Below are 25,096 nucleotides of genomic sequence, written 5' to 3'. Positions count from 1 at the left end.
GAAGCTCATGACATATGTATTTCTGTTGTTGTACTCGTTATTCCTGCCCCTCGCTCCCTGCGGCGGTAAACGACGACGGCGGGAATCATGCTTGCCACCAGCACAATCAATCCCGCTATGGCAGGCCACAGCACCGGTTTGTTCCATTCGCTCCGCTTCTGCTCCCGCATGCCGGCATCTATCCGGAAGTATTTGACATTGTTATTTGACAATCTGTTCGCTTTAATATTGCCGTACCAGGCGTGATACAACCCGTATTCCTTGGGGTGGTACCCCCAGAGCCAGGGTGAGTCGTGACGAAGAATAGTTATCATCCGGTCAATGATCTGCTGACGTTTGGGACCGTTTTCCATATTCTTCATTCGGTCGAACAGCCGGTTATACTCCGGGTTGGAGTAATTGGCGGCGTTCTCGCCTTCGTTTCCGACTTTTCGCTGGGGACCGTACAGCAGGAATAAAAAATTTTCCGGGTCGGGATAATCCGCATTCCAGCCCCACTCGAAAATTTGTGCGTTGCCCTTGCGTATCTTGTCCTGGAAGCGGTTGTAGTCTGTATTCCGGACCACTAGCTGGATATTGAGTTTCCGGAATTGCTTGCGCATCCAGTCGAGACTGGATTTGTCTTCGGTTCCGCGAGTGGTGACATCGAAATAAAGCACGAGCGGCGCGCCTGTTTTGGCGTCCATACCATCGGGATAACCTGCTTCTGCCAGCAGTTTTCTGGCAGCCTCGATTGGTTTACGGCGGGGGCGCCCGTCTACCCAGTCGTATACCACCGGATTGATTCCTTCCTTGCCTTCCCGGTGACCAGCGATACCCGGTGCGATGGGTCCCTGGGCAGGAACACCGCGTCCATTGGCAAATATGGAAACATACTCCTCGTAATCCACTGCGATCGAAATAGCCTGCCGCAATTTTCTGGCGGCTTCGCGCCCCTGTTTACCGACACCGCCCACCACCGGATCCAGCATGTTGAAACCCATGTAATTCGTGGAGGTCGCCACTGCTGTCTCCAGGCGGATGCCTTGCTCCTGCATCGCTTCGGTCACGGTTGCTTCACCCTGTCCCGTCAGTTGAACTGCCTGATCGAAACTGTCCGAACCGATATTCGAAGCGTCATAGTAGCCTTGCAGGAATTTGTTCCAGCGAGGAATGCTCTCCCTCTCACGGCTGTATATGACTTTGTCAATAAAGGGCAGCGGTGCTCCCGCATCCCCTAGCAAACCGGCCTGTCCATCGCCCGGCATTCCCTCGGACGGATAAGTCTCGCCATGAAAATTGGGGTTTTTTTCCAGAACCATCACGCGGTTGGGGTCGTTTTCCGTCAGCATATAAGGTCCGGTTCCCAGCGGGTACCAGTCAAGGTTGATATTTTTTTCAGCCAATCCCTTCTGATTGTAAAAACGTTCCGCCTCCCATGGGATAGGGGCGAAAAAAGGCATTGCCAGCCAGTACTTGAACTGAGGATATTTGCCGTTGATCTTGACGCGGTAGGTATAGCGATCTACCGTCTCCGCGCCCGCCAGCGGATAGTTGTTCAAATCCAGATACGCATCTCTGCCCTGCTCCTTGAGTTGCGCCTCATCGGCTGCCCGCAGGGTTTCAGCGTATTCCTTGAGGCCAGCAATGTAATCGGACATCAAACCAAAAATTGGTGAATGCAGCCGGGGGTGTGCCAGCCGTTTGATCTGGAAGACGTAATCTTCAGCAGTCAGTTCGCGGGAATCCGTATGGGGAAAATCGCCCAGTTTGTGGATGTCGGCCAACTCCTTTTCTGGTAGGCGATGATAAAGAAACTCTCCCTGCTGGTCTTTGGCGAATGCCGGATGAGGCTGGAAACGAATGCCAGGCATGATCGAGATCTCATAAATCGTGTAAGCAATCTGCTCATCACGGGCATTGTCCGGCAAACGCGTTCCTTTCTCGTCGAAATACTCTACTATCGGCATTTTTGCCGCCGACGCCGGAATCAGCTCGTAGGGACGTTTAAGGTAATGGTATTGCAATGGCGGTTCGTAAATCTGTGCTGTGATAAGGATTTCGTTGGAGCTATAGGACTGCACGGGGTCCAGATGCTTCGGACGCTCGGCAAACGCACCATAAAGAATATTTTTCCCCGTATCGCTTTCGGGATAGGGATTATTCCAGGGACCGCTGCACGCGCACATCAGGGCTGTAAGTATTACCAGTAGATACTCAAGGCACCTGGGAATGGCTCGGCCTGTTTCGTGTATCCGATCGTGCAAAGGTACTGTCGCCCTCGCTAACGGCGAAAGTGAAGACGGTTTCAAGGGTTCGGTAAACACTGCTGCCTTCATTGATGCGTTAGTGTAGCGTAAATGTGGGGCAAACAGCCTGAGTGCAACTCAGGCGAAAACTGATGATTCTACAAGTACCGTGGACTTGAAGCTATAATTCCGCAGATTACTCAACTATCGCAAGGATATGACATGACCCTTCTCGCCGATAAGCGCATTCTCATCGCCGGACTGCTAAGTAATCGGTCCATTGCCTACGGCATTGCTAAAGCAATGCATCGCGAAGGTGCGCAACTGGCCTTTACTTATCAGGGGGAAGGAGTGCGTGAACGAGTGGGAAAAATAATTACCGAATTCGGTAGCGACCTGTTGTTTCCCTGTGATGTTTCGAACGACACGGAAATCGACCGCTGTTTCGACGATTTGGCGAAACGTTGGGACGGCCTTGACGGCATCGTTCATTCAATCGCCTTTGCCCCGCGTGAGGCATTGAGCGGAGACTATATCGAAAGCGTAGACCGCGAGGCGTTCCGCATAGCCCACGATGTCAGTTCCTACAGCTTTACGGCACTGGCCAAGGCGGGGATGCCGCTCATGCAAGGCAGGAACGGTGCACTCCTTACACTCAGCTACCTTGGCTCGACAAGGGTTATGCCGAATTACAACGTCATGGGACTGGCCAAAGCAAGTCTTGAGGCGAATGTGCGCTTCATGGCATCCAGCCTCGGCCCCAAGGGGATACGGGTCAATGCCATCTCTGCCGGACCCATCAAGACACTGGCAGCGGCGGGAATTGGCAACTTTGGAAAACTGTTGAGCTATACCGAAAAAGTCGCGCCGCTACGGCGTAACGTTTCGATCATGGAGGTCGGTAATGTTGCTGCTTTTCTGTGCAGTGATCTGGCTAGCGGTATTACCGGCGAAATTACTCACGTCGATGCAGGGTTTAACACGGTTGCGTTTGACCTGATTGATTCTTGAGCAATCTCTGAAAGTCCTCCCCGGCGCGCTCATTTGCCAACCGGGTTGCAGAATCGGGATGATGACGAGATAAGAGGAAGGAGACCCCAACTCGATTCGACGCGAGAAGCACAATGGCGACGAGTGCCTGATTTCCGCATCGGAAGGAAGTGGAATTTATTCGAAAGTTGCCTTCAGGATTCCTGCGCTACTTCTCCAGATTTTCGCCGCTCACGGAGACGTCATACCGCTTCCTCACTTCGGCCAAATAAGATGAGAGTTCCTGCTGGGCAAGCAGCTGTTGTAGCTGTCCGGCAAACGCTTTGGTTTCAGCCATATCCGCCGGTTCAGGTTCAATTACCTGCTCGACGCGGATCAAGGTAAAACCGCCTTGGGAATTGGCCAATCCGGTATAAGACGGCAGTTTTTCGGTTTCGGTCTTGAAAACTGCCCGCACGGTTTCGTTGTCAAGGCCTTGGGGATTCTTTCGGGAAATTTGCCGGGAAGCACTCCACTTGACCATCGCATCCTTGCCGTCCTGCAACCTGGCAAGTTTCTCTCTTCCCTCGTTTACAGCCGCCTTGGCTGCTTCCTGCCGCGCTATGGTCTCGGCAATTTTATCTCTTAATTCTGTAACAGGAGGCGTTGTCGCAGGCCTGTGGCCCAGCACTCTCGCTGAAACCAGCGTGTTCGGCGAAACTTCGATTGCTTCGGTATTACGTTTGTCCTTGACTGCGTCGTCCGAAAATATCGCCTGCAGCAGTCGTTCGTCCGTGAAGTATGGAGGCTTGCCGCCGTTTTTCGGGATCCAGTCACTCTGCTGGATGGGCAGGTTGAACTTCTCCGAGGCTGGCTGCAGACTATCGCTCTGCTCATATACCGTATTGCCGAAGTCTTCCGCCATCTCACCAAACATCTTTTCCGCTTTTTGTCTTTTTACTTCCTGCTCAACGCGACCCCTTACTTCATCAAGACCCACTGGTTTTGCGCCCTTTATCCCGGCAAGCTTGATAATATGAAAACCGTGTTCTGTCTCGATCACGTCGCTGATTTCATCCAATTTCATCTCGAAAACCGCATCTTCAAAAGTCTTGACCATCATGTTGCGCGCGAAAAAACCAAGGTCGCCCCCTTTGGCCGCTGAGCCCGGGTCCTGCGAATGCTCCTTGGCGAGATCCGCAAAACGCTGGGGAGACTTTCTGACTTCGAGCAGCAATTGCTCGGCTTTGGCGCGCGCGGCCTGCTTTTCCGCATCTGACGCTGTGGCAGGGGCACTAATGAGAATGTGACTTGCCTGGCGTTCTTCCTGCTGCCCAAATTCGTCCCTGTGTTCGTTGAAATACCTGGTTGCTTCCTCATCGCTGACGTGCGACTGTTTAATCAGCTCATCCAGTGATACCACTAAATATTCGACCCGCACCTGCTCCGGCAACTGAAACTCGGCCTGATGGGTGTCGTAATAGGTTTTGATGGCTGCATCGTCCGGTTTGATCTGCTGCAGGAATTGCTCCGGCTGTATTTCAGCCAGGCTGATTTCACGTTTCTCTTCGCTCAGTCGTATAACTCTTTCCGCTACTGAATGGGAAATGAAGCCATTTTCGCTATAGGGAGCAATCAGTTGCTGCCGCATCAACTCCTGACGCACGCGCGCTTCAAATGTTCGGGGGTTCATTCCCTGGCCACGCAGCAATTCTTCGTAGCGCTGCTTGGAGAATTTTCCATCTTCCTGAAACGCGGAAATATTTTGTATCATCTCCACCAGTTGGGAATCCGGCACAATCAATCCGACACGCGATGCCTCATGCCTCAGTAATCGCTGTTGAATCAGCCCTTCCAATACCGCGGATCGCACCTCCGGGGAGTCCAGCATGGTATCGTTAACGTTTTCTCCCATGGTAGCCCGCAGATTTTCCTGCTGGTTGCGCAGCGCCTGAGCAAATTCCTCCCGGGAAATTTTTTCTCCCGCCGCTTGCGCAACATGGTCGCCGCCGTCACTACCCTGATACGACTCAAGTCCCCAGAACAAAAATGGCAGTAAAGCAAGTGCCAGGATGATCTGGACTATTCGTTGTTTTTTATGGACGAAATCAAACATTAATGGGTGGAAAACGAATAAAAAAGGCGAACTCACGTTCGCCTTGGTTTAGCGCAAAATCTGGCGGAGTGGACGGGACTCGAACCCGCGACCCCCGGCGTGACAGGCCGGTATTCTAACCAACTGAACTACCACTCCAACAATAACAACCGCTGGTGGGTGCTGACGGGGTCGAACCGCCGACATTCGCCTTGTAAGGGCGACGCTCTACCAACTGAGCTAAGCACCCCGTCCGAAAAAACGCTAGTTTACTGCATCCTTGAGCGCCTTGCCAGCAGTGAATTTTGGAACCTTTGTGGCCTCGATTTTGATAGCCGCGCCGGTGCGCGGATTCCGGCCGGTGCGGGCGGCCCGCGTACCTACTTTGAAAGTTCCAAATCCCACCAGGGTGACGCTTTGGCCTTTTTTAAGGGCGACTTTAATAGCCGATAATGCACCGTCCAGAGCATTTCCCGCAGAGGCCTTGGAAATGTCGGACGATTTGGCGATGGCATCGATGAGCTCAGATTTGTTCACGTGATTCCCCTTTCGTTATTGTTAAAAGAGTTACAAAAACCCTGCAATCGGTTTTATATCAAGCCGCTTGTGCTTGGTCAAGCAATTGTGAAAATATTTCAGAAAACCTTTCATGCACCGATTTGCCGCGAAAATCTCATCTAAAATGACTGAAAGTAAATTCATCCATATTGGTGAGTAGTCCGACGGAGTCAAGCAATAAAATGCAAAAGAACAGTTTGATAATTCAATGCTTGATAACCGTGCTTCTCGCATCTCCCTCTACCGCAACAGGACCAGGACCAGGACCGGGCACCGGCGAGGCTGCAGAGGGAAGCGCGTCCGGCTTGCGCTCCAGGGCCAGATCCAGCACCTCATCTATCCATTTGACGGGATGAATATCCAATCTATTTTTAATGTTCTCGGGAATCTCTGTCAGGTCTTTGACGTTGTCCTCGGGGATCAGTACCGTTTTTATGCCGCCGCGATGCGCTGCCAGCAGTTTTTCCTTGAGCCCCCCAATAGGGAGCACTTCGCCGCGCAACGTGATTTCCCCCGTCATTGCCACAGTTGCCCGGGCTGGAATGCCTGTCAGAGCCGATACCATCGCAATGCAGATACCGATCCCCGCGCTTGGACCATCCTTGGGCGTCGCGCCCTCCGGCAAGTGGATATGGATGTCGTTCTTCTGGTAAAAATCATCGACAATACCCAACGTTCTTGAACGGCTGCGTACCACGGATAGTGCTGCCTGGACAGATTCCTGCATTACTTCACCCAGCTTTCCGGTTGTGATGGTTTTTCCCTTCCCGGGCAATACCACCGCCTCGATAGTCAACAGTTCACCCCCAACCTCGGTCCATGCGAGACCGGTAACCTGTCCGACCTGATTTTTTTCTTCCGCAACACCATATGTGTAGCGCCGCACACCCAGGTACTTATCCAGGTTTCTGCCGCTGACAGTAATCTTTTTCTGATCACTTTTCAGCAACAATGCTTTTACCACTTTGCGGCATATTTTGGAGATTTCCCGTTCCATGGCACGTACCCCCGCCTCGCGGGTGTAATAGCGCGTAATGTCACGCAAGGCGGATTCTGACACTGCCAGTTCATTTTCTTTCAAGCCATGGTTTTTTATCTGTTTGGGCAGCAAGTACCGCATTGCAATATTGAGTTTCTCATCCTCGGTATAGCCCGACAGCCTGATCACCTCCATTCTATCGAGCAACGCCGGCGGTATATTCAGCGTGTTCGCAGTGGCGACGAACATGACATCGGATAAATCGTACTCAACCTCGATATAATGATCCACAAACGAATTGTTCTGCTCTGGATCGAGCACTTCCAGCAGCGCCGATGACGGATCGCCACGAAAATCCATACCCATCTTATCCACTTCATCGAGCAGGAATAACGGGTTTTTGACGCCTACCTTGGTCATGTTTTGCAGAATCTTGCCAGGCATTGAACCGATATAAGTACGGCGGTGGCCGCGTACCTCGGCCTCGTCGCGCACGCCGCCCAGGGACATACGCACGAATTTGCGGTTAGTGGCACGCGCTATGGACTGTCCCAATGAAGTCTTCCCTACTCCGGGCGGACCAACAAGGCAGAGAATAGGCGCCTTCAACTTATCCACGCGCTGCTGCACAGCCAGATACTCGACAATTCGTTCCTTGACCTTTTCGAGGCCGTAATGATCCTGCTCGAGCACCACTTCGGCGGCGCCCAGGTTTTTGCTGATTTTGCTTTTTTTCTTCCAGGGGAGCGCTACCAGGGCATCGATGTAATTACGAACCACCGTGGCCTCGGCCGACATGGGCGACATCAAGCGCAGTTTTTTCAACTCTGCCTCTGCCTTTGAACGTGCCTCTTTGGACATCTGGGCCGATTGTATTTTCTTGTCGATTTCTTCCAGATCTGCGCCGTCTTCGCCTTCGCCCAGCTCCTTCTGGATGGCCTTGACCTGCTCGTTGAGGTAGTAGTCGCGCTGGCTTTTCTCCATCTGGCGTTTGACACGTCCACGAATGCGCTTTTCCACCTGAAGGATGTCGAGTTCGGTTTCAAGTAGCCCCAGAAGATGTTCCAGGCGCTTCGGTACATCAAAAATTTCCAGCACTTCCTGTTTCTGCTCGAGTTTCAAAGGCAAATGAGCGGCGATTGTATCGGCCAGGCGCCCTGCTTCATCTATCCCGCTGAGCGAAGTCAGTATTTCGGGCGGAATCTTCTTGTTGAGCTTCACATACTGGTCGAACTGCGCCAGCATCGCCCGCCGCATGGCTTCAACTTCATGGTTGTCTACGGCATCCGGAGGCAGTAATGCCGCTTCGCCCGAAAAATACGCGCCATCATCGGTCACCTTCATGATGCGCGCGCGGCGGCCGCCTTCCACAAGCACCTTGACAGTACCATCAGGCAATTTAAGCATCTGCAGCAGGTTTGCCACAGTACATACGCCGTAGAGATCTTCCGGCGCCGGCTCGTCCTTGGCCGCGAATTTCTGGGCCACCAGCAGAATACTCTTGCCGGCCTCCATCGCGACTTCCAGTGCCTTTATGGATTTAGGCCGTCCGACGAAAAGAGGAATCACCATATGCGGAAAGACAACGACGTCGCGTAATGGCAATAGCGGTAGCGAAATTTGATCGGGATCGTTCAGTGGAGAAGACATATCGGCTCACCTATAAGAAACAAACAAGAGTTATGGGGACGCCGCAGAGAAAATTCAAGGCAACGGACCAGACAAGCTACAGAACTCGGACTAACAGCTCTTGGCTACCTTTGGTTTATCCGAATAAATCAGAATAGGCTTGATATCGCCATTGACTGAGCCGTGATCAATCACCACCTTGGCGACATTTTCCAAAGATGGCAGATCGAACATGGTATCGAGCAAGGCATTTTCCAGAATGGAGCGCAAACCCCGGGCACCGGTCTTGCGCGCAAGCGCCTTCTTGGCTATCGCTTTGAGCGCCTGCTCCCGAAATTCGAGATCGACGCCTCCTTCCATGTGAAACATTTTCTGATACTGTTTGATAAGCGCGTTCTTTGGTTCGGTCAAAATCTGAATCAACGCTGACTCATCCAGTTCTTCTAGGGTTGCAACCACCGGCAGGCGGCCGACAAACTCCGGGATCAGCCCATACTTGACCAGATCTTCCGGCTCTACGCCACGCAACACCGCGCCGAAATCCTTGCGATTGTCCTGGCTTCTCACATTGGCGCTGAAACCTATCCCACCCTTTTCGGAACGAGCGCGTATTACCTTGTCGAGTCCGTCAAAAGCACCCCCGCAAATGAAAAGGATGTTTGTAGTGTCGACCTGGACAAATTCCTGATTGGGATGTTTTCTGCCTCCCTGAGGCGGCACCGAGGCGATAGTTCCCTCTATCAGCTTGAGCAAAGCCTGTTGCACGCCTTCACCCGACACATCCCGTGTGATCGACGGGTTATCCGCCTTACGCGAGATCTTGTCGATTTCGTCGATATAAACTATCCCCTGCTGGGCCTTTTCTGCGTCATAATTGCATTTCTGGAGCAGCTTCTGGATGATATTTTCAACATCCTCGCCCACATAGCCTGCTTCGGTCAGTGTCGTTGCATCGGCCATGACAAAAGGCACATCGAGCAGCCGCGCCAGTGTCTGGGCGAGCAAAGTCTTGCCAGAACCCGTCGGACCGATGAGGAGGATGTTGCTCTTGGCAAGCTCAATGTCGTCGGAGTCACCGGATTTCGCCAGATTTCTCAAGCGCTTGTAGTGGTTATACACCGCTACCGAAAGAATTTTTTTGGCCTGCTCCTGCCCGATCACGTAGTGATCGAGAATCTGACGGATTTCGTGAGGTACCGGTAAATCGGACTTGGTAAGCTTGGCGGCTTCCGCGCCTTGTATTTCCTCTCGAATGATATCGTTGCAGAGCTCGATACATTCGTCGCAAATAAATACCGATGGACCCGCGATGAGCTTCTTGACTTCGTGTTGACTCTTGCCGCAAAAGGAACAATAAAGCAGTTTTTCCCCGCCAGTTTTCTCTGACATAGTTTTATCCCGCATTATCCGAGCCGTTGCGCCCGTAGCTAATAATCAACTCCCCCATGGCTCCATATATCTCAACTCGTACTCTCGTTTCTGTAGGTTAGCACAGCATCGATCAGTCCGTATTCCACTGACTTCTCGGCGCTCAGAAAATTATCCCGATCGGTGTCTCGCTCAATAGTCTCTATGCTCTGCCCGGTGTGCTTTGCCAGCAGTTCATTCAACCGGTTTTTTAGAAACAGAATTTCTTTGGCATGTATTTCAATATCCGATGCCTGTCCCTGGAAGCCGCCCAGCGGCTGATGGATCATGACGCGCGAGTTGGCGAGACAAAAGCGCTTGCCCTTTGCGCCGGCTGTCAGCAGCAAAGATCCCATGCTCGCCGCTTGTCCTATGCAGAGCGTACTGACATCCGGCTTGATAAACTGCATGGTATCGTAAACAGCCATCCCCGCCGAAACCAGGCCGCCAGGAGAATTAATATAAAAATGAATATCCTTATCCGCGTTTTCCGACTCCAGAAACAGAAGCTGCGCCACGATCAGATTGGCGGAAGCCTCGGTTACGGGGCCAACCAGAAATATGACTCTCTCTTTCAATAACCGAGAGTAAATATCGTAAGCGCGCTCTCCCCTCCCACTGGTTTCGATGACCATGGGAATCAGACCCAAACCGCTCGGCTCGAGATTGCGCTGTTTCCAGTCCAGTTGTTGCATCATGTCATGATCTTCCCATTAGCTCGTCTAAAGTCATCGGCTTATCCATCACCGTGACATTTTCCAGCACCCACGTTACCACGTTGTCTTCCAATGCGGCCGATTCAACTTCATTGAGGCGATCCGGTGAGGAATAGTGCCATTTGACCACCTCGGCCGGATTTTCATAGCTCTGGGCCAGATCCTCAACCACCGCACGCACCTGTTCCGGTTTTGGGTGCAAGCCGTGAATCTTTACCAGTTCCCCCAAAATCAATCCCAGGCTGACGCGCCGTTGCGCCCGATCCTGAAGCAAATCCCGAGGCAGCGGCACATTCTTCGCGTTCATTCCGCGCGATACAAGGTCGCTGCGGGCATCCTGCATCAATCGCTCCAATTCAACTTCCACCAGGGCTTTTGGCGCCTGGATGGTGGTTGTATCAAGCAGGGCCTGCATTACCTGTTCCTTGAGTCTCGCGTTTACCCGCTTTGATAGCTCGCGCTCGAGGTTGGCTCGAATCTCATCCCGCATTTTTTCGATATCGCCACTGGCAACACCCAGCGATGCGGCAAATTCCTCATCGACTTCCGGTAAGCGGGAGGCTTCTACTCCATTGAGCTTCACTTCAAATGTAGCAGTCTTTCCGGCAACCTCCTTCCCATGATAGTCTGCCGGAAAGGTAACTTCAAACGTTTTGCTCTGCCCGGGACTCATATCGATGAGCGGATCTTCGAAATCCTTGAGGAGCCTGCCTTCGCCGAGCACCAGGGTGAAATTCTCGGCTTGACCACCCGCAAACTCTACTCCGTCGATAACGCCGCGATAATCTATATTGATTCGATCGCCGGACTGCGCTGGCCGTCCGGCAGGCTCGAACTGAATCCGCTGCCGACGCAAAACCTCTACCGTCTTATCCACGTCGGAACTGGTGACGCTGACCACCGGCTTTTCAACCCTGACCGTGCTCAAATCGCCCAGAACCACATCAGGATAGACCTCAAACGTAGCGCTGAATTCAAATTGGGTGGCATCGCCTTCCGGCGTCTTTGGTTCGAAACGGGGATAACCCGCAACTCGCAGGTTCTTCTCACGCACGGCGTCACTGAAATTTTTCTTCAGCACATCGCCTATCACTTCCTGCCTCACCTGGGGGCCATACTGCTGCGTAACGATTTTCAACGGCACTTTTCCTGGCCGGAAACCGTGCAATTTCGCCGTACGCGCCAGTCTCCTGAGGCGACTTTCAACTTCCGTCTCGATTTTCTGCTGGGGAACTGAAACGTCAAGGCGGCGCTCCAGGGCGCCAAGGTCTTCAACATTCGTTTGCATTGTATTTCCTGACTGGTGGATAACAATATGCAGCGTTAGCGACCAGGGGAACGCGATGGCCCACATACAGCATCGCTCGGAACGCTTATAACTCCCTGGTGCGAAAGGGGGGACTCGAACCCCCACACCTTTCGGCGCCAGAACCTAAATCTGGTGCGTCTACCAATTCCGCCACTTTCGCGTGCCGCTTTATCGATTTATCTTCGTTGGCGTCGGGTCAATTATACCTATTTCTCCCGGTTACAGCACCATAATAGAAACCCGGAAAAATCCTGTGTGGAGGACTTATTCTCAAATTCCCTGCATAACCCTAGCAAAATACCGTTTTGCCACTGACCGCCTTACTGTCGGGTCCCATTAGATACAGGTAACATGACATCAAATCCTGAGGCTGACGTAAGCTTTGCTTGACCTCGCCAGGATGCGTTCTGGTTCTTTGCGGTGTATGCACAGGTCCCGGGATTAGCGTATTGATGCGCAGGCTCGGCAATATTTCCCATTCCTGGGCCTGAATCTTGACCAGTGCCTCTATCCCCGCCTTGGCCACCGCGAAGCCGCCCCAATATGCGGCGGGAACATGCCCATGCGTATCTGAGGTCATGATGACGCTAGCATCAGACGAAGCTTTCAGCAGCGGCAGACAGGCGCGTGTCAGCGCAAATGGCGCGATAAGATTTACGCGCAGCAGTGCCAGCCATTGCTCCATTGTCTGGGTCTCAAGTGGAGTCAGGGTGAATAGCAATGCCGCGTTGTGTAAAATACCGTCCAACCTGCCCAACTGTAATTTGATGGCTTGCGCAATAGCCGCAAAATCCTTGTCTTCGGCCTTTTCCAGGTCAAGCGGAAAAATTGCTGGCTGAGCCCCTCCTCCCGTCTCTATTTCATCGTAGACGCTTTCCAGTTTCTTGATATTACGTCCGTGCAGGATAATAGTTGCGCCGTGCGCGGCATAGGCCAGCGCTACGGTGCGGCCTATGCCCTGCCCCGCGCCAGTCACCAGAATTACGCGGTCCTTGAGCAGATCCTTGGGCGCACTATAGTTCTCGAATTCATTCATAAGGAATTAATTTACTGATTGGAAAATCATGACAGGGGATATTGGACCAGGAGAAACATGAGTGATGTCTGTGCCCCGCGGCAAGGTTTCCGGGGAGCAATGCCTCAAAATCAATTACGCAGGAAGTACCAGGAAGCACCGCAACCCGCCGCTTGTGTCAGTCAAGCGCAGCAATCGCAATCAACGCCTGTTGCCTTCGCAGCTTGAACTCATTATTCGGCATATAACAAAATTCGGGCTGGAAGCGCGCTTATTCCCTCATCCAGGTTGTCCAGGCTATCCATAATTTGCGGATCGGCGTAAGACTCACACGCTGCCGCAGGACGTGACAGCCGTCCTCCTTGATCTCCTTCAAAAGTGCTTGATAGATCGCCGCCATGATAATACCGGGACGCTGGCTTTTGCGATCGTCGGCAGGCAGAGCTGCAAAAGCCCGGGCATAATAACTTTCCGCCCGCTCGATCTGAAACTCCATCAACTGCCTGAAGCTCTCAGTCTCGCGGGAATTGATTATATCCTCGCTGGTCACTCCGAAGCGCCGAAGTTCATCCTGGGGAAGGTAAATGCGGTCGCGGCATGCATCCTCGCCGACGTCGCGTATGATGTTGGTGAGCTGGAATGCGAGTCCCAGATCTTCCGCATATTTCAACGTTTCCGGATTGCGATAGCCGAATATCTCTGCAGAACATAATCCTACCACGCTGGCGACGTGATAACAGTAATGACGCAGGGTGTCGAAATCGGCATAGCGATTATAGTTGAGGTCCATTTCCATCCCGTCGATGATTTCGTTCAATCGCTCAGCAGTAAGGTTGAACGTTTGCGACACATCGGCCAGCGCTTTCGTCACCGGGTGGCTGGGCTTGTCTCCAGTTCCCGAATTGCGAATGGCAGCTACTTCCTGGCGCCACCACGCGAGCTTCGCCCGCGCTACCGACGCATCCGTGCATTCATCCACCACATCGTCCACTTCACGGCAGAAAGCGTAAAGTGCTGTAATGGCACGCCGTTTTTCCAACGGCAGATAAAGAAAGCTGTAATAGAAGCTGGAGCCGCTTTGAACGGCTTTTTCCTGACAATATTGGTCTGGTGTCATGAGGAATAATTATGATTATGAAAATAACATTTGGCCGCCCACTACCCCCACCCAACGCAATTACGTTGAGTACTCATTATCGTATTCAAGTGCCTCTGCTCCGGCGGGGCATCGACAAAACTGTGAATAAATTAAATTCCATAATGTCAGGGCGTCGATATCAATAATAAACGTCAAATGGCAGAGTGATTAATTTTTTCAGCGCCTCAGCCAATTCCAAATCCGATTTTATGGAGTCTTCCGGAACTGTTGGGTATAGGGGTATGAGCAGCGAGAATAACGACAAATTTTATCCGTTCCGTTTTCCAATAAAAAACCCCACCGTAGCGGGGTTTTCTATTGCGCTGCATGCTGACAGCAGGGACGGCAACCTACATATCCATGCCACCCATGCCACCCATGCCGCCCATGCCGCCCATTCCGCCACCCATGCCGCCTCCGTTGGATTCTTCCTTCGGCATTTCTGCGACCAGAGCATCAGTGGTGAGCATCAGGCTCGCCACCGAGGCAGCGTGCTGCAGTGCATAACGCGTGACCTTGGTAGGATCGAGGACACCCATTTCCACCATGTCGCCGTATTCGCTGCTGGCAGCGTTGTAACCAAAGTTACCCTGACCTTCCAGCACCTTGTTGATTACCACCGAAGGTTCGTCGCCGCAGTTGGCTACAATCTGGCGCAGTGGCTCTTCCAACGCCCGCAGCACAATCTTGATGCCTGCATCCTGATCTGCATTGTCGCCTTTGATGCTTGCCAGTGCAGCACGGCTGCGCAACAAGGCAACTCCGCCGCCGGGAACGATACCTTCTTCTACCGCCGCCCGGGTCGCATGAAGCGCATCTTCGACACGCGCTTTCTTCTCTTTCATTTCGACCTCGGTAGCCGCGCCGACTTTAATCAGCGCCACCCCGCCAGCAAGCTTTGCCACACGCTCTTGCAATTTCTCCTTGTCGTAGTCGCTGGTCGCTTCTTCGATCTGATTGCGAACCTGCTTTACGCGCGATTCGATGTTTTGCGTGTCGCCAGCGCCATCGATAACGGTGGTTTCTTCCTTGCCGATTTCAATGCGCTTGGCCTGACCCAGTTCCTTCAGCGTCGCCTTTTCCAGTGACAACCCGACTTCCTCGGCAATTACGGTGCCGCCCGTAAGAATGGCGATATCTTCCAGCATTGCTTTACGGCGATCACCAAACCCGGGCGCTTTGACCGCACAGGTTTTGAGGATACCACGGATATTGTTCACCACCAGTGTTGCGAGCGCCTCGCCGTCCACATCTTCAGCAATAATCAGCAGCGGCTTGCCAGCTTTGGCTACCAGTTCCAGTACAGGGAGCAATTCACGGATATTGGAAATCTTTTTATCGTGCAGCAGGATAAAAGGGTTCTCCAGCAAAGCGATTTGCCTGTCAGCGTTGTTAATGAAGTAAGGCGAAAGGTACCCGCGATCGAACTGCATGCCTTCGACCACTTCCAATTCGTTTTGCAGGCCGGAGCCGTCTTCCACGGTGATCACGCCTTCCTTGCCCACCTTTTCCATTGCGTCTGCAATAATCTTGCCTATTTCAGGATCGGAATTGGCGGAGATGCTTCCTACCTGTGCGATTTCCTTGCCGGTAGTGCAGGGTTTGGAAAATTTCTTGAGTTCCTCAACGGTCGCGGTAACCGCTTTGTCGATACCCCGCTTGAGGTCCATCGGGTTCATTCCGGCGGCAACGTACTTCATGCCTTCTTTTACGATGGATTGCGCCAGCACCGTGGCGGTGGTTGTTCCGTCGCCGGCTACATCGGAAGTTTTGCTGGCCACTTCCTTAACCATTTGTGCACCCATATTCTCGAACTTGTCTTTCAGTTCAATCTCTTTCGCTACTGAAACACCGTCCTTGGTAATGGTGGGGGCCCCGTAGGAACGCTCCAGCACGACGTTGCGGCCTTTAGGGCCCAGGGTAACCTTGACTGCATCGGCCAATATGTTGACCCCGTTCACCATTTTGTGGCGAGCGGAATCGCCAAATTTCACTTCTTTCGCTGCCATAATCTTTTTCTCCTAATTTCCAGAAAATGTTGTGTAAGGTGTCGTTAAAACTACCCTTCGATAACGCCCATAATGTCTTCTTCGCGCATTACGAGAAGCTCTTCTCCAGACACCTTCACGGCCTGTCCGGAATATTTGCCGAACAGAACTTTATCGCCGACTTTCACTTCCAGCGCGCGGACATTGCCATCGTCGCCGACCTTGCCCTTGCCCACGGCAATAATTTCGCCTTGATCGGGCTTCTCCGCAGCACTGTCGGGGATGACAATACCGGATGCGGTCTTGCGTTCTTCTTCCAGCCGCCTGACAATAACGCGGTCGTGTAAGGGACGAATCTGCATATTCTTTCTCCTGTTTTAAAAAATCAAAACGATGAAACCCCAGTAGGAACCCATTTAAATGCGGCTCTCTGGATTTTCTACAAAATTATTAGCACTCAACACTGACGAGTGCTAACGAGTGCTAATAATAGGGTCTGTTGCAGGGAATTTCAAGTAGATGGGCAATAAATACTTATCTGAACGAAGCTTAAAATCAGTCTGGCATCCATGCACCCAGATGAAGCAGCATGAGTTGCAGCCGCTCATTACAATCGTCCGGGGCAAAGGCGTATGGCTTTACGACCTCGACGACCGGCGCTACCTCGACGCTATCGGGTCCTGGTGGGTCAACCTGTTCGGTCACGCCAATCCGAGGATCAATGCGGCCATCCGCGATCAGCTTGACAGGTTTGAACATGTCATGCTGGCTGGGTTTACGCATGAGCCGGTGGTAGAGCTATCCGAACGCCTGAGCAAGCTGCTATCGAACAGGCTCGGCCATTGCTCGTATAGCAGCGACGGCGCGTCCGCAGTGGAAACCGCGCTGAAAATGAGCTTTCAGTACTGGCACAACAGCGGCCGGCCAGAAAAGAATCGGTTTATCAGTTTGCAGCATGACTACCACGGAGAAACCCTGGGCGCGCTTTCGGTTACCGATGTGCCGCTGTTCAAGGATATCTACGCCCCGCTACTGCGATCCGGCGCGCACGTTCTCACTCCCGACTGGCGTTATGCGTCCGAGGGAGAATCCGACAGGGATTATGCGCTTCGTGCCGCTAACGCACTCGAAGGCTATCTCCAGGAAAATCATTCGGTAACCGCGGCGTTCATCGTGGAACCGCTCATTCAGGGCGCTGCGGGGATGGGCATGTACCACGCCGATTATCTCAAGCGCGCCAGGGAGCTGTGCGACAAGTACCAGGTACATCTGATCGCGGATGAAATCGCGGTTGGTTTTGGCAGAACCGGAACCATGTTTGCCTGCGAGCAGGCGGACATGATTCCGGATTTTCTATGCCTCGGTAAAGGTTTGACTGCCGGCTACCTCCCCCTTTCCGTGGTAATGACCACGGATGCGGTATTTTCGGCTTTTTATGATGATGAAGCCGCACGCGCTTTTCTGCATTCGCACACCCATGCGGGCAATGCACTGGCGTGCCGGGCTGCACTCGCAACGCTGGATATTTTTGAACAAGATAACATCCTTGTTGCCAATCGCATCAAGGCAAGTTATATCAGCGAGGCGGCACATCCGATCGCATCTCATCCCAAAGTAAGAGACTTTCGTAACTGCGGAATGATCTGGGCATTCGAGGTCGAAACCTCCGATCCCGCTTTTTCCGGAAACTTCTTCCAGGCTGCTCTCAAACAGGAGTTGTCGTTGCGCCCGCTGGGAAACACGGTCTATTTCATGCCGCCATATACCATTGATGAGCAGGAAATCGATTTGCTGATATCAGGAACCTTGCGGGTGGTGGACTCATGCTGAAAAGGAATCCGCTGATTAAGCCTCCGCGGCTGCAATGGTTACAGCGGGACACTTTTCCGACGCTGCATCAAGTCACCGCAGTGCTATCTACGAATACTCCATGTTCGCTTTTTGATGGATTTCGGCATGTTCCAAGCTGGCCCTAAGGTCAAACGGGTCAAACGGGTCGAACAGGCCGAACAGGCCGAACGAAACCCGCAGGCTTTAAATTTTCAATTGCTCAACCAAAAATTGGCCATCGCTCTGGGCGTTGCTCTATGTTGTGCACTTGTCTTCTTGCCGATACCTGCGTTTTCACATGATTTGCCCACGGCAGTGCGCGAGGCGCTCAAGCAGGCGCGCATTCCCGAGTCTTCTACCAGCATTTATGTTCATGAGATCGGTGCAACCCCACCCCTGCTTGCCATCAATGCCGGGGTAGCGATGAATCCGGCATCTGTTATGAAGCTCGTCACGACGTTTGCGGGCTTGGAACTGCTGGGACCGGCATACACATGGAAAACGGAAGTATACGCTGACGGCATGATGCGGGACGATACGCTGCAAGGTAACCTGGTAATCAAGGGCTATGGCGATCCCAGGCTGAACCTGGAAAACTTCTGGTTGCTGACGCGGCGCCTGCGTCAAACCGGATTGCGCGAAATTGCCGGAGACCTCGTGCTGGATAGCAGCCATTTTGATCTGCCAACCGTCGACCCGGCTGCTTTCGACGGTAAGCCCCACCGTTCCTACAATGTGCCTCCCGAAGCATTGCTGGTGAACTATCGGACTCTGGCGCTACGGCTCCTTCCTCAACCTGAAAGCAAAACGGTTCGAATCGTGGTCGATCCGCTGCCTTCGTCACTAGACCTCAAGAACAGCCTGACGCTTACCAACGGCCTGTGCAGCGAATGGCGCGATACGCTCGCCCCCGTCATTCGCACTGGTAGCGGGAACAATGGCCGGGCTTCAGTTCTGCTCAAAGGCAGTTATTCCACCGATTGCGGCGAAAAAACTCTATTTCTCAGCGTGCATGATGCGTCCAACTATACCGCCCGGCTGTTCAGGCAACTGTGGGAAGAACAAGGTGGAATATTTCACGGCAACGTACGCAGTGGGACAGCGCCCGAAGGACTAGCTCCGCTGGAAATTCATCAATCCCCTCCGCTTTCGGACATTGTTCGCGATATCAATAAATTCAGTAACAACACTGCGGCGCGGCAGCTATACCTTGCATTGGGCCTCACTAACGGCATCGCCGCTGCCAATGCTACGGGCCGAATTATCAGGGCAGCCAATGGTACGGCTGATAGTGAAAGCAAGCCGCGCGCCACGCTTGCCCAATCGGATATCGCGGTCCGAACATGGCTCGCGTCCCGAGGGCTGAGCTTCCCTGAACTCATCATCGAAAACGGCTCAGGCTTATCGCGCAACGAGCGCATCAGCACTCACCATTTGGGAGCGCTTTTACTCGCCGCATTTCAAAGCCCGGTCATGCCAGAGTTCATATCCTCCCTGCCGATCGCCGCGGTGGACGGAACCATGAAGAAACGGCTAAACGGCAGCGCTACCGCGGGGCAGGCGCATATTAAAACCGGTTTGCTGGAGGGCGTCAAAACCATGGCGGGATATGTGCTTGATAAATCCGGGAGGCGCATGGTCGTGATTTTCTTCGTCAATCATCCGAAAGCGGGAAACGCACAGACCGCAATGGACGCATTGCTGGATTGGGTTTATGAAAGGCCACGATAGGACCCGGATGAATTTCCGATTGAGGCGAACAGGCGGCTCACCCGGCTGCTCTTTACCCTCTGCTACCGTGATTGCAATGGCATAGACGCAAACGCACAAGCCGATTCAATAGTCGCCGAGATTAGCATCAGCCACACGATTTTTATATAGCAACCGCCACCCGATGGCAACCGCTTTGATTAGATTCGGTAGGCGAACATATACAACTACCCCGCGGATAACGTGCGCCTGATGGATGGCGCTCTACTCGATCCTGCTGTCCAGTCCGCTTTCCGCTATTTCCGCCGCCCGCAACAACGCTTTAGCCTTGTTTTGTGTCTCTGTCCATTCGCTTTGCGGCACGGAATCGGCAACAATACCGGCGCCCGCCTGTACGTGTAACGTACCGTCCTTGATGATACCCGTGCGAATGGCGATGGCCAGGTCCATGTCCCCATTGAATCCCAAATAGCCGACTGCGCCGGCATAAACGCCGCGCTTGGAGACTTCCAGTTCATCGATAATTTCCATCGCCCGTACTTTGGGTGCACCGCTGACGGTGCCTGCGGGAAAGGTAGCCCGAAGCACATCCATCGCATTCAGGCCGGGTTTGAGTTTGCCCTCCACATTGGAAACAATATGCATGACATGAGAATAGCGTTCGATCTGCATGTTCTCGGTGACTTTCACCGTACCGGTCTGGGCAACGCGCCCCACATCGTTGCGCCCCAGGTCCATTAGCATGACATGCTCCGCGCGTTCTTTCGGATCGGCCAGCAGATCGGCTGCCAGCGCTATGTCTTTCGGTACGGTTTTTCCGCGCGGGCGAGTGCCTGCGATGGGTCTCACCGTCACGGTCTCGCTCTCAAGCCGCACCAGTATCTCGGGCGAGGCACCGACGACGTGAAAACCGCCGAGGTCGTAATAAAACATGTAGGGAGAAGGATTGAGGCTGCGCAGCGCACGGTACAGCGCCAATGACGAGGCGTTATAAGGCTTGCTGGTGCGCTGCGACAGCACTACCTGCATGATGTCGCCATCAAAAATATATTGCTTGGCACGCTCCACCGCCGCAATAAAATCTGCCTGGTTGAATTCCGAAACAGCCTCACCCGATTTACAAGGTATCTCAACCGGGATCTCCACAGGTCTGCGCAAGTTGGCAAGCAGTTCTTTCAAGCGGGCCTTGGCGGTGAGGTATGCACCCGCTTTGCCTGGATCGGCATACACTATGAGGTAGAGTTTGCCGGAAAGGTTATCTACCACTGCCAGCTCTTCGGTTAGCAACAGCAGTATGTCCGGCGTGTCGAGCTTATCGGGATGGCGATATTGACGGGTAGCCAGCTTGCGTTCGATGTATCGAACGGTGTCATAGGCGAAGTACCCTGCAAGGCCGCCGCAGAAGCGTGGTAAGCCAGGATATGGCGCCGCCTTGAAACGCGACAGATAGGATTCGATAAAAGAAAGCGGATCAGCGGCTTCGATCTCTTGCCGTTCCCCGCCATCGTTAAGACTGATATGGGTGCCACGTCCCTCGATGCGGGCCATCGCGGGCAAGCCGATAAACGAGTAGCGCCCGAAGCGTTCGCCGCCCTGCACGGATTCCAGCAAATACGAATAAGGCTGGTTGGCAAGCTTCAGATAAACCGATAGAGGGGTATCGAGATCGGCAAAGGTTTCCAGAACCAGAGGGATACGATTGTATCCCTGTGCCGCAAGGGCGTTGAACTCGGCATCGGTCATGATTTAACTCCGAAAAAACAAAAAAAAGAAGAAGGCAACAGCGCGGCGAGCTTAAGTATTAGCCACGCCAACATCCAGAGCCCTGACGCCGGAGGCGGCAGGTTTTGGCTGTACATCTTCCAATTTTCGTTTTTTTATTGATCATGACAGTTTTCGGATCAGCTTTGTTGCCTCGTAAAGCGATGAAACGATGGCGTCACAATCAAGTTCCCGCACATCCCGCCCCTCGTTGTACCCATATGGTACGCAAAAGACGCGGCAACCCGCAGCGCGTGCTGCCTGGGCATCGTTCAAGGAGTCGCCGATCAGCAGCATTTCGCTGGGCTCAATCCCGAACTGTTTGCAGGCATGGAGCAAAGGCATAGGATCGGGTTTCTTCTTGGGCAGGCTGTCGCCCGAAAGGACAACATCGAAAAAGCCCAGCAACCCTGTAGCACGAAGCAGCGGCAGGGTAAAGGCCTCTGCCTTGTTGGTAACGCATGCCAAGCGGAAACCGTTTTCGCGCAGTGCCTTCAAGCCCTCCAGTACTCCTGGATAGGGCCGCGTATCAATACACAGCGTTTTCGCGTAATCGCGCTCATATATTGGCATCGCTCTATTGAACAATTCCGCATCGGGCTCGCCATCCATACTGCCTGTAAGCGAGCGCTTGACCATTCTCTCTATGCCCTTGCCGATGTAGGATTGAATGGTTTCCGGCGGAAGCTCCGCCCTTCCCAGTTCTCTTAACATCATATTCGCAGCTGCCGCCAGATCATGCGCCGTATCAAGAAGCGTACCGTCCAGGTCGATCATCACGGCTTTGATCAGCAGGGGAAATTCCATTTCGGTTGCGGAGGCATCCGTGACCGGGGAAAGACTTTTATTCACGTCGTATTGTCCCTTATAGGGGATGTGGTTGGAATGGAATAAAGCCGTGATAATGAATGAATGCTCGCAAATCCGGCTTTACTGGCGTCATTGGTTCAGTTGGTCTCAAACGGTTCAAACCTTTCCCAACTCCAAGCGCAAAGCTGCCAGTATTGTATCGTAGCGATGCGGATCGCTATCCTTACCCGCCCCATAAATAGCGGAACCCGCAACGAAAGTATCGGCTCCTGCGCGAGCGATTTCCGCGATATTATCCACTTTCACGCCTCCATCGATTTCCAGCAGGATATTCTTCCCGGTTTCGTCAATACGCTTGCGAACTGCCTTGAGTTTTTCCAACGCTTCAGGAATAAACTGCTGTCCTCCAAAACCGGGATTCACTGACATTATCAGTACCAGATCCAGCTTTTCCAGCACATGGTCGAGATAATTCAAGGGTGTCCCAGGGTTGAACACCAGGCCGGCTTTGCAGCCTTGCTCCTTGATGAGTCCGATGGTGCGATCGATATGCCGGGATGCCTCCGGATGAAAGGAAATGATGTTGGCGCCAGCCTTGGCGAAGTCTGGAATAATACGGTCCACTGGCTCAACCATCAGATGCACGTCGATAACAGCGTCCGTCAGGGGCCGGATCGCATCGCACACCAGCGGACCAATAGTGAGATTGGGCACGTAGTGATTATCCATCACATCAAAGTGAATAAAATCGGCACCGGAATCGATAACTGCAGTAATTTCCTCCCCCAGCTTGGCAAAGTTTGCGGAAAGAATGCTCGGAGCGATGCGATAATTAGCCATGAAGGGCTTCCTTGTGATCAAAAAACTCGATTTTAACCGTAATTCAGGACTTCGCGCCAACAGCTTTGCTATGAAAGAGATACCTTTCCTCCATTTTTTGAACTTATGATTGCTAATTATGAATACCCACCCTTGCCGTGAACTGGAAAATAGTGTGCAATGTTGACTATGCCTGAAGAAAAAAAATACGAGATTTCTGTAAAGGTGCATACGACCTATCTTCCGGATCAGTCGGACGAAGCGCTTGATCGTTATGTATTCGCTTATACCATCGTCCTCTCCAATGTAGGCACCGTTACGGCACAGCTTATCAGCCGCCATTGGATTATTGCGGATGGGGGGGGCGGTATACAGGAAGTGCGGGGCTTGGGAGTAGTAGGTGAGCAGCCGCTGCTAAAACCTGGCGACAGCTTTGAATATACAAGCGGCACCGCCATTTCCACCCCAGTGGGGTCAATGAAAGGCAGTTACCAGATGGTGGCTGAAGACGGTCTTCGCTTCGATGCCGCGATTCCGGAATTTATTTTGAGCGTGCCGAGGATATTGCATTAAAAACCCGTGGATTCCGCTCGCTTATCTTGACAGTACTTTTGTGCAGAGGCGCGAATCGCGCGGAAATCAGGACTACGCTACTTCTTCAACCCCTACCTCTTCGAGACTTGTTTTCGGTGGTTTACGGTTAGCCGTACTTTTTCCGGCCGTATCGGCGGCGCCGGTGAGCCCGTTTTGCTTCAGCTTCGCTGAGCGGTGCAGGGCTTTTCCCCGCGTAAGGGTTGCGTCCCGTCCTGAATTCGACCCGTAATGGCGTGCCCTCGAGCTGGAAGGTTTCGCGAAATGTATTTTCGAGATAACGCCGATAGGTTGGAGGCACATGGTCAAGGGCGCTGCCATGAATCACGATCAAAGGCGGGTTGGTGCCGCCCTGGTGAGCATACCGCAGTTTGGGACGGGACATACCTGAACGCGGCGGCTGCTGCTTCTCCACTGCCGCCATCAGGGTCCGCGTGAGTTTGGGGGTGGAGAGATTTGCCGTCGCGGCCGCATAGGCGCCATCAATCGACGGAAGCAACCCTTTTATGCCAGTACCGCGAAGGGCCGATATGTAGTGGAATTTGGCGAAATTGAGTAGAAAAGGCAGCTTCCGGGCGATCTCCCTTTTTATGATATCGCGCTGATAGTCATCCAGGCCGTCCCACTTGTTTACCGCCAGCACGAGTGCACGTCCCGCTTCCAGGATGAAGCCGGCGATGTGCGCATCCTGGTCCGAAATTTCGCTGCTCGCATCCAGCACCAGTACGACCACATTGGCGTCCTCCACCGCTTGCAGAGTCTTCACTACGGAAAACTTTTCCACCGTCTCCAGCACCTTGCCGCGACGGCGCAACCCGGCTGTGTCGATCAGCGTATACCTGCGGCCGTTGCGGTCGAAATCAATATAGATGCTGTTGCGGGTGGTGCCTGGCTGATCAAAGGCGATTACGCGCTCCTCTCCGAGCAGCGTGTTTACCAGCGTCGATTTACCGACGTTGGGGCGTCCCACGATCGCAATTTTTGGGTGCTTGTCTTTTGTTTCGTCTTCCTGCGGTTGAGGAAAATCCTGTAACGCCAACTCCGCCAATTCATTCACGTTGTCGCCATGCACTGCGGAAATCGCGCAAGGCTCGCCCAACCCCAGTTCGTGAAATTCGGCGGTAACGACGGAAGACGCCATGCCTTCGGTCTTGTTTACCACCAGTATGATTTTGCGGCCGGTCTTGCGCAGTTGTTCCGCGATGATCTTGTCTTGCGACGCCAAACCCGTTCTGCCGTCAACGATGAAAAGCACCATGTCAGCCTCGTCGACCGCCTGTCGCGTCTGCCTGGCCATCTCGTGCAGAATACCTTCCGTCACCGTTGGCTCGAAACCGCCTGTATCCACCACCAGGTAAGGCTTATCCCCCAGTCTGCCGTGCCCGTAATGGCGATCTCGCGTTAGCCCGGGAATATCCGCCACGATCGCATCGCGGCTGCGGGTCAAACGGTTGAAAAGCGTCGATTTGCCGACATTTGGCCGCCCTACCAGTACGAGGGTGGGTTTCATGGTCTTGGGTTCTTTTTTAAAACGTCAATCCTTC

19 protein-coding genes and 3 tRNA genes are annotated in these 25,096 nt (G+C 53.1%); 4 read left to right on the top strand and 18 right to left on the bottom strand.

The window, feature by feature from the left end:
- Positions 1 to 5: 5 nt before the first annotated feature.
- The gene (locus BMX66_RS14380) at positions 6 to 2,168 is read right to left on the bottom strand and encodes an ABC transporter substrate-binding protein (RefSeq protein WP_090883406.1); all 2,163 of its coding nucleotides are present in this window, start codon (positions 2,166 to 2,168) and stop codon (positions 6 to 8) included.
- Between the two features lie 282 nt (positions 2,169 to 2,450).
- On the opposite strand from BMX66_RS14380, the gene BMX66_RS14375 reads away from it, so the two are divergent.
- The gene (locus BMX66_RS14375) at positions 2,451 to 3,239 is read left to right on the top strand and encodes an enoyl-ACP reductase FabI (protein ID WP_090883405.1); all 789 of its coding nucleotides are present in this window, start codon (positions 2,451 to 2,453) and stop codon (positions 3,237 to 3,239) included.
- A gap of 187 nt (positions 3,240 to 3,426) precedes the next feature.
- Here the strand turns inward: BMX66_RS14375 and BMX66_RS14370 are convergent, their stop codons facing one another.
- From BMX66_RS14370 to groES, 13 genes are all read right to left on the bottom strand, one after another.
- Positions 3,427 to 5,349, bottom strand: coding sequence for a SurA N-terminal domain-containing protein (locus BMX66_RS14370; protein ID WP_369826996.1), 1,923 nt, complete (start codon positions 5,347 to 5,349; stop codon positions 3,427 to 3,429).
- Between the two features lie 25 nt (positions 5,350 to 5,374).
- Positions 5,375 to 5,451 (bottom strand) — tRNA-Asp (locus tag BMX66_RS14365).
- A gap of 15 nt (positions 5,452 to 5,466) precedes the next feature.
- Positions 5,467 to 5,542 (bottom strand) — tRNA-Val (locus BMX66_RS14360).
- A gap of 14 nt (positions 5,543 to 5,556) precedes the next feature.
- Positions 5,557 to 5,829 carry an HU family DNA-binding protein gene (locus BMX66_RS14355; RefSeq protein WP_090883401.1) on the bottom strand — a complete coding sequence of 91 codons (273 nt, stop codon included), beginning with the start codon at positions 5,827 to 5,829 and terminating at the stop codon, positions 5,557 to 5,559.
- Positions 5,830 to 6,055: 226 nt separating this feature from the next.
- On the bottom strand, positions 6,056 to 8,479 hold the full coding sequence (gene lon / locus BMX66_RS14350; protein WP_090883399.1) for an endopeptidase La: 2,424 nt from the start codon (positions 8,477 to 8,479) through the stop codon (positions 6,056 to 6,058).
- 90 nt (positions 8,480 to 8,569) lie between these two features.
- Entirely contained in the window at positions 8,570 to 9,847 is a 1,278-nt protein-coding gene (gene clpX / locus BMX66_RS14345; protein ID WP_177168801.1) for an ATP-dependent Clp protease ATP-binding subunit ClpX, read from the bottom strand.
- Between the two features lie 71 nt (positions 9,848 to 9,918).
- Complete coding sequence (clpP, locus tag BMX66_RS14340; protein WP_218142103.1) at positions 9,919 to 10,563, bottom strand: ATP-dependent Clp endopeptidase proteolytic subunit ClpP; 645 nt, start codon at positions 10,561 to 10,563, stop codon at positions 9,919 to 9,921.
- Between the two features lies 1 nt (position 10,564).
- Positions 10,565 to 11,869, bottom strand: coding sequence for a trigger factor (gene tig / locus BMX66_RS14335; RefSeq protein ID WP_090883394.1), 1,305 nt, complete (start codon positions 11,867 to 11,869; stop codon positions 10,565 to 10,567).
- A 96-nt stretch (positions 11,870 to 11,965) separates the two neighbouring features.
- Positions 11,966 to 12,050 (bottom strand) — tRNA-Leu (locus tag BMX66_RS14330).
- Between the two features lie 129 nt (positions 12,051 to 12,179).
- Entirely contained in the window at positions 12,180 to 12,926 is a 747-nt protein-coding gene (locus BMX66_RS14325) for a YciK family oxidoreductase (RefSeq protein ID WP_090883391.1), read from the bottom strand.
- Positions 12,927 to 13,176: 250 nt separating this feature from the next.
- Complete coding sequence (gene hpnD / locus BMX66_RS14320; protein ID WP_090883389.1) at positions 13,177 to 14,022, bottom strand: presqualene diphosphate synthase HpnD; 846 nt, start codon at positions 14,020 to 14,022, stop codon at positions 13,177 to 13,179.
- Positions 14,023 to 14,393: 371 nt separating this feature from the next.
- Positions 14,394 to 16,052 (bottom strand): chaperonin GroEL, encoded by a 1,659-nt coding sequence (gene groL, locus BMX66_RS14315; RefSeq protein ID WP_090883387.1) that lies wholly within the window; start codon positions 16,050 to 16,052, stop codon positions 14,394 to 14,396.
- 50 nt (positions 16,053 to 16,102) lie between these two features.
- Positions 16,103 to 16,393, bottom strand: a complete 291-nt coding sequence (groES, locus tag BMX66_RS14310) for a co-chaperone GroES (protein WP_090883385.1) — start codon at positions 16,391 to 16,393, stop codon at positions 16,103 to 16,105.
- Between the two features lie 157 nt (positions 16,394 to 16,550).
- On the opposite strand from groES, the gene bioA reads away from it, so the two are divergent.
- Both bioA and dacB read left to right on the top strand, forming a co-directional pair.
- The gene (gene bioA, locus BMX66_RS14305) at positions 16,551 to 17,861 is read left to right on the top strand and encodes an adenosylmethionine--8-amino-7-oxononanoate transaminase (RefSeq protein WP_090883384.1); all 1,311 of its coding nucleotides are present in this window, start codon (positions 16,551 to 16,553) and stop codon (positions 17,859 to 17,861) included.
- A 126-nt stretch (positions 17,862 to 17,987) separates the two neighbouring features.
- Positions 17,988 to 19,592 (top strand): D-alanyl-D-alanine carboxypeptidase/D-alanyl-D-alanine endopeptidase, encoded by a 1,605-nt coding sequence (gene dacB / locus BMX66_RS14300; RefSeq protein WP_177168800.1) that lies wholly within the window; start codon positions 17,988 to 17,990, stop codon positions 19,590 to 19,592.
- 243 nt (positions 19,593 to 19,835) lie between these two features.
- Here the strand turns inward: dacB and trpE are convergent, their stop codons facing one another.
- The 3 genes from trpE to rpe form a co-directional block, all read right to left on the bottom strand.
- On the bottom strand, positions 19,836 to 21,314 hold the full coding sequence (gene trpE / locus BMX66_RS14295) for an anthranilate synthase component I (RefSeq protein ID WP_090883382.1): 1,479 nt from the start codon (positions 21,312 to 21,314) through the stop codon (positions 19,836 to 19,838).
- A gap of 141 nt (positions 21,315 to 21,455) precedes the next feature.
- Positions 21,456 to 22,139 (bottom strand): phosphoglycolate phosphatase, encoded by a 684-nt coding sequence (locus tag BMX66_RS14290; RefSeq protein ID WP_090883429.1) that lies wholly within the window; start codon positions 22,137 to 22,139, stop codon positions 21,456 to 21,458.
- 159 nt (positions 22,140 to 22,298) lie between these two features.
- On the bottom strand, positions 22,299 to 22,982 hold the full coding sequence (rpe, locus tag BMX66_RS14285; protein ID WP_090883380.1) for a ribulose-phosphate 3-epimerase: 684 nt from the start codon (positions 22,980 to 22,982) through the stop codon (positions 22,299 to 22,301).
- Positions 22,983 to 23,150: 168 nt separating this feature from the next.
- Between rpe and apaG the strand changes: the two genes are divergently transcribed.
- Entirely contained in the window at positions 23,151 to 23,534 is a 384-nt protein-coding gene (gene apaG, locus BMX66_RS14280) for a Co2+/Mg2+ efflux protein ApaG (protein ID WP_090883427.1), read from the top strand.
- Positions 23,535 to 23,661: 127 nt separating this feature from the next.
- Here apaG and der read toward each other — a convergent pair whose 3' ends face one another.
- The gene (gene der, locus BMX66_RS14275; RefSeq protein ID WP_090883378.1) at positions 23,662 to 25,062 is read right to left on the bottom strand and encodes a ribosome biogenesis GTPase Der; all 1,401 of its coding nucleotides are present in this window, start codon (positions 25,060 to 25,062) and stop codon (positions 23,662 to 23,664) included.
- Positions 25,063 to 25,096: the final 34 nt, after the last annotated feature.

Origin of the sequence: Nitrosovibrio sp. Nv6 (assembly GCF_900110495.1) — a bacterium.
Lineage (GTDB): Bacteria > Pseudomonadota > Gammaproteobacteria > Burkholderiales > Nitrosomonadaceae > Nitrosospira.
Note: the sequence above shows the minus strand (reverse complement) of the source record. Positions and strands in the feature narration are given on the sequence as shown.

Excerpts from the sequence above, each read along its gene's own strand:
- groL (WP_090883387.1), bottom strand. The coding sequence starts at position 16,052 with ATGGCAGCGAAAGAAGTGAAATTTGGCGATTCCGCTCGCCACAAAATG.
- dacB (WP_177168800.1), top strand. The coding sequence starts at position 17,988 with ATGTTCCAAGCTGGCCCTAAGGTCAAACGGGTCAAACGGGTCGAACAG.
- BMX66_RS14375 (WP_090883405.1), top strand. The coding sequence starts at position 2,451 with ATGACCCTTCTCGCCGATAAGCGCATTCTCATCGCCGGACTGCTAAGT.
- apaG (WP_090883427.1), top strand. The coding sequence starts at position 23,151 with ATGCCTGAAGAAAAAAAATACGAGATTTCTGTAAAGGTGCATACGACC.
- rpe (WP_090883380.1), bottom strand. The coding sequence starts at position 22,982 with ATGGCTAATTATCGCATCGCTCCGAGCATTCTTTCCGCAAACTTTGCC.
- bioA (WP_090883384.1), top strand. The coding sequence starts at position 16,551 with ATGGGCAATAAATACTTATCTGAACGAAGCTTAAAATCAGTCTGGCAT.
- lon (WP_090883399.1), bottom strand. The coding sequence starts at position 8,479 with ATGTCTTCTCCACTGAACGATCCCGATCAAATTTCGCTACCGCTATTG.
- trpE (WP_090883382.1), bottom strand. The coding sequence starts at position 21,314 with ATGACCGATGCCGAGTTCAACGCCCTTGCGGCACAGGGATACAATCGT.
- der (WP_090883378.1), bottom strand. The coding sequence starts at position 25,062 with ATGAAACCCACCCTCGTACTGGTAGGGCGGCCAAATGTCGGCAAATCG.
- BMX66_RS14290 (WP_090883429.1), bottom strand. The coding sequence starts at position 22,139 with ATGGAATTTCCCCTGCTGATCAAAGCCGTGATGATCGACCTGGACGGT.
- BMX66_RS14380 (WP_090883406.1), bottom strand. The coding sequence starts at position 2,168 with ATGTGCGCGTGCAGCGGTCCCTGGAATAATCCCTATCCCGAAAGCGAT.
- groES (WP_090883385.1), bottom strand. The coding sequence starts at position 16,393 with ATGCAGATTCGTCCCTTACACGACCGCGTTATTGTCAGGCGGCTGGAA.
- clpX (WP_177168801.1), bottom strand. The coding sequence starts at position 9,847 with ATGTCAGAGAAAACTGGCGGGGAAAAACTGCTTTATTGTTCCTTTTGC.
- BMX66_RS14325 (WP_090883391.1), bottom strand. The coding sequence starts at position 12,926 with ATGAATGAATTCGAGAACTATAGTGCGCCCAAGGATCTGCTCAAGGAC.
- clpP (WP_218142103.1), bottom strand. The coding sequence starts at position 10,563 with ATGATGCAACAACTGGACTGGAAACAGCGCAATCTCGAGCCGAGCGGT.
- hpnD (WP_090883389.1), bottom strand. The coding sequence starts at position 14,022 with ATGACACCAGACCAATATTGTCAGGAAAAAGCCGTTCAAAGCGGCTCC.
- tig (WP_090883394.1), bottom strand. The coding sequence starts at position 11,869 with ATGCAAACGAATGTTGAAGACCTTGGCGCCCTGGAGCGCCGCCTTGAC.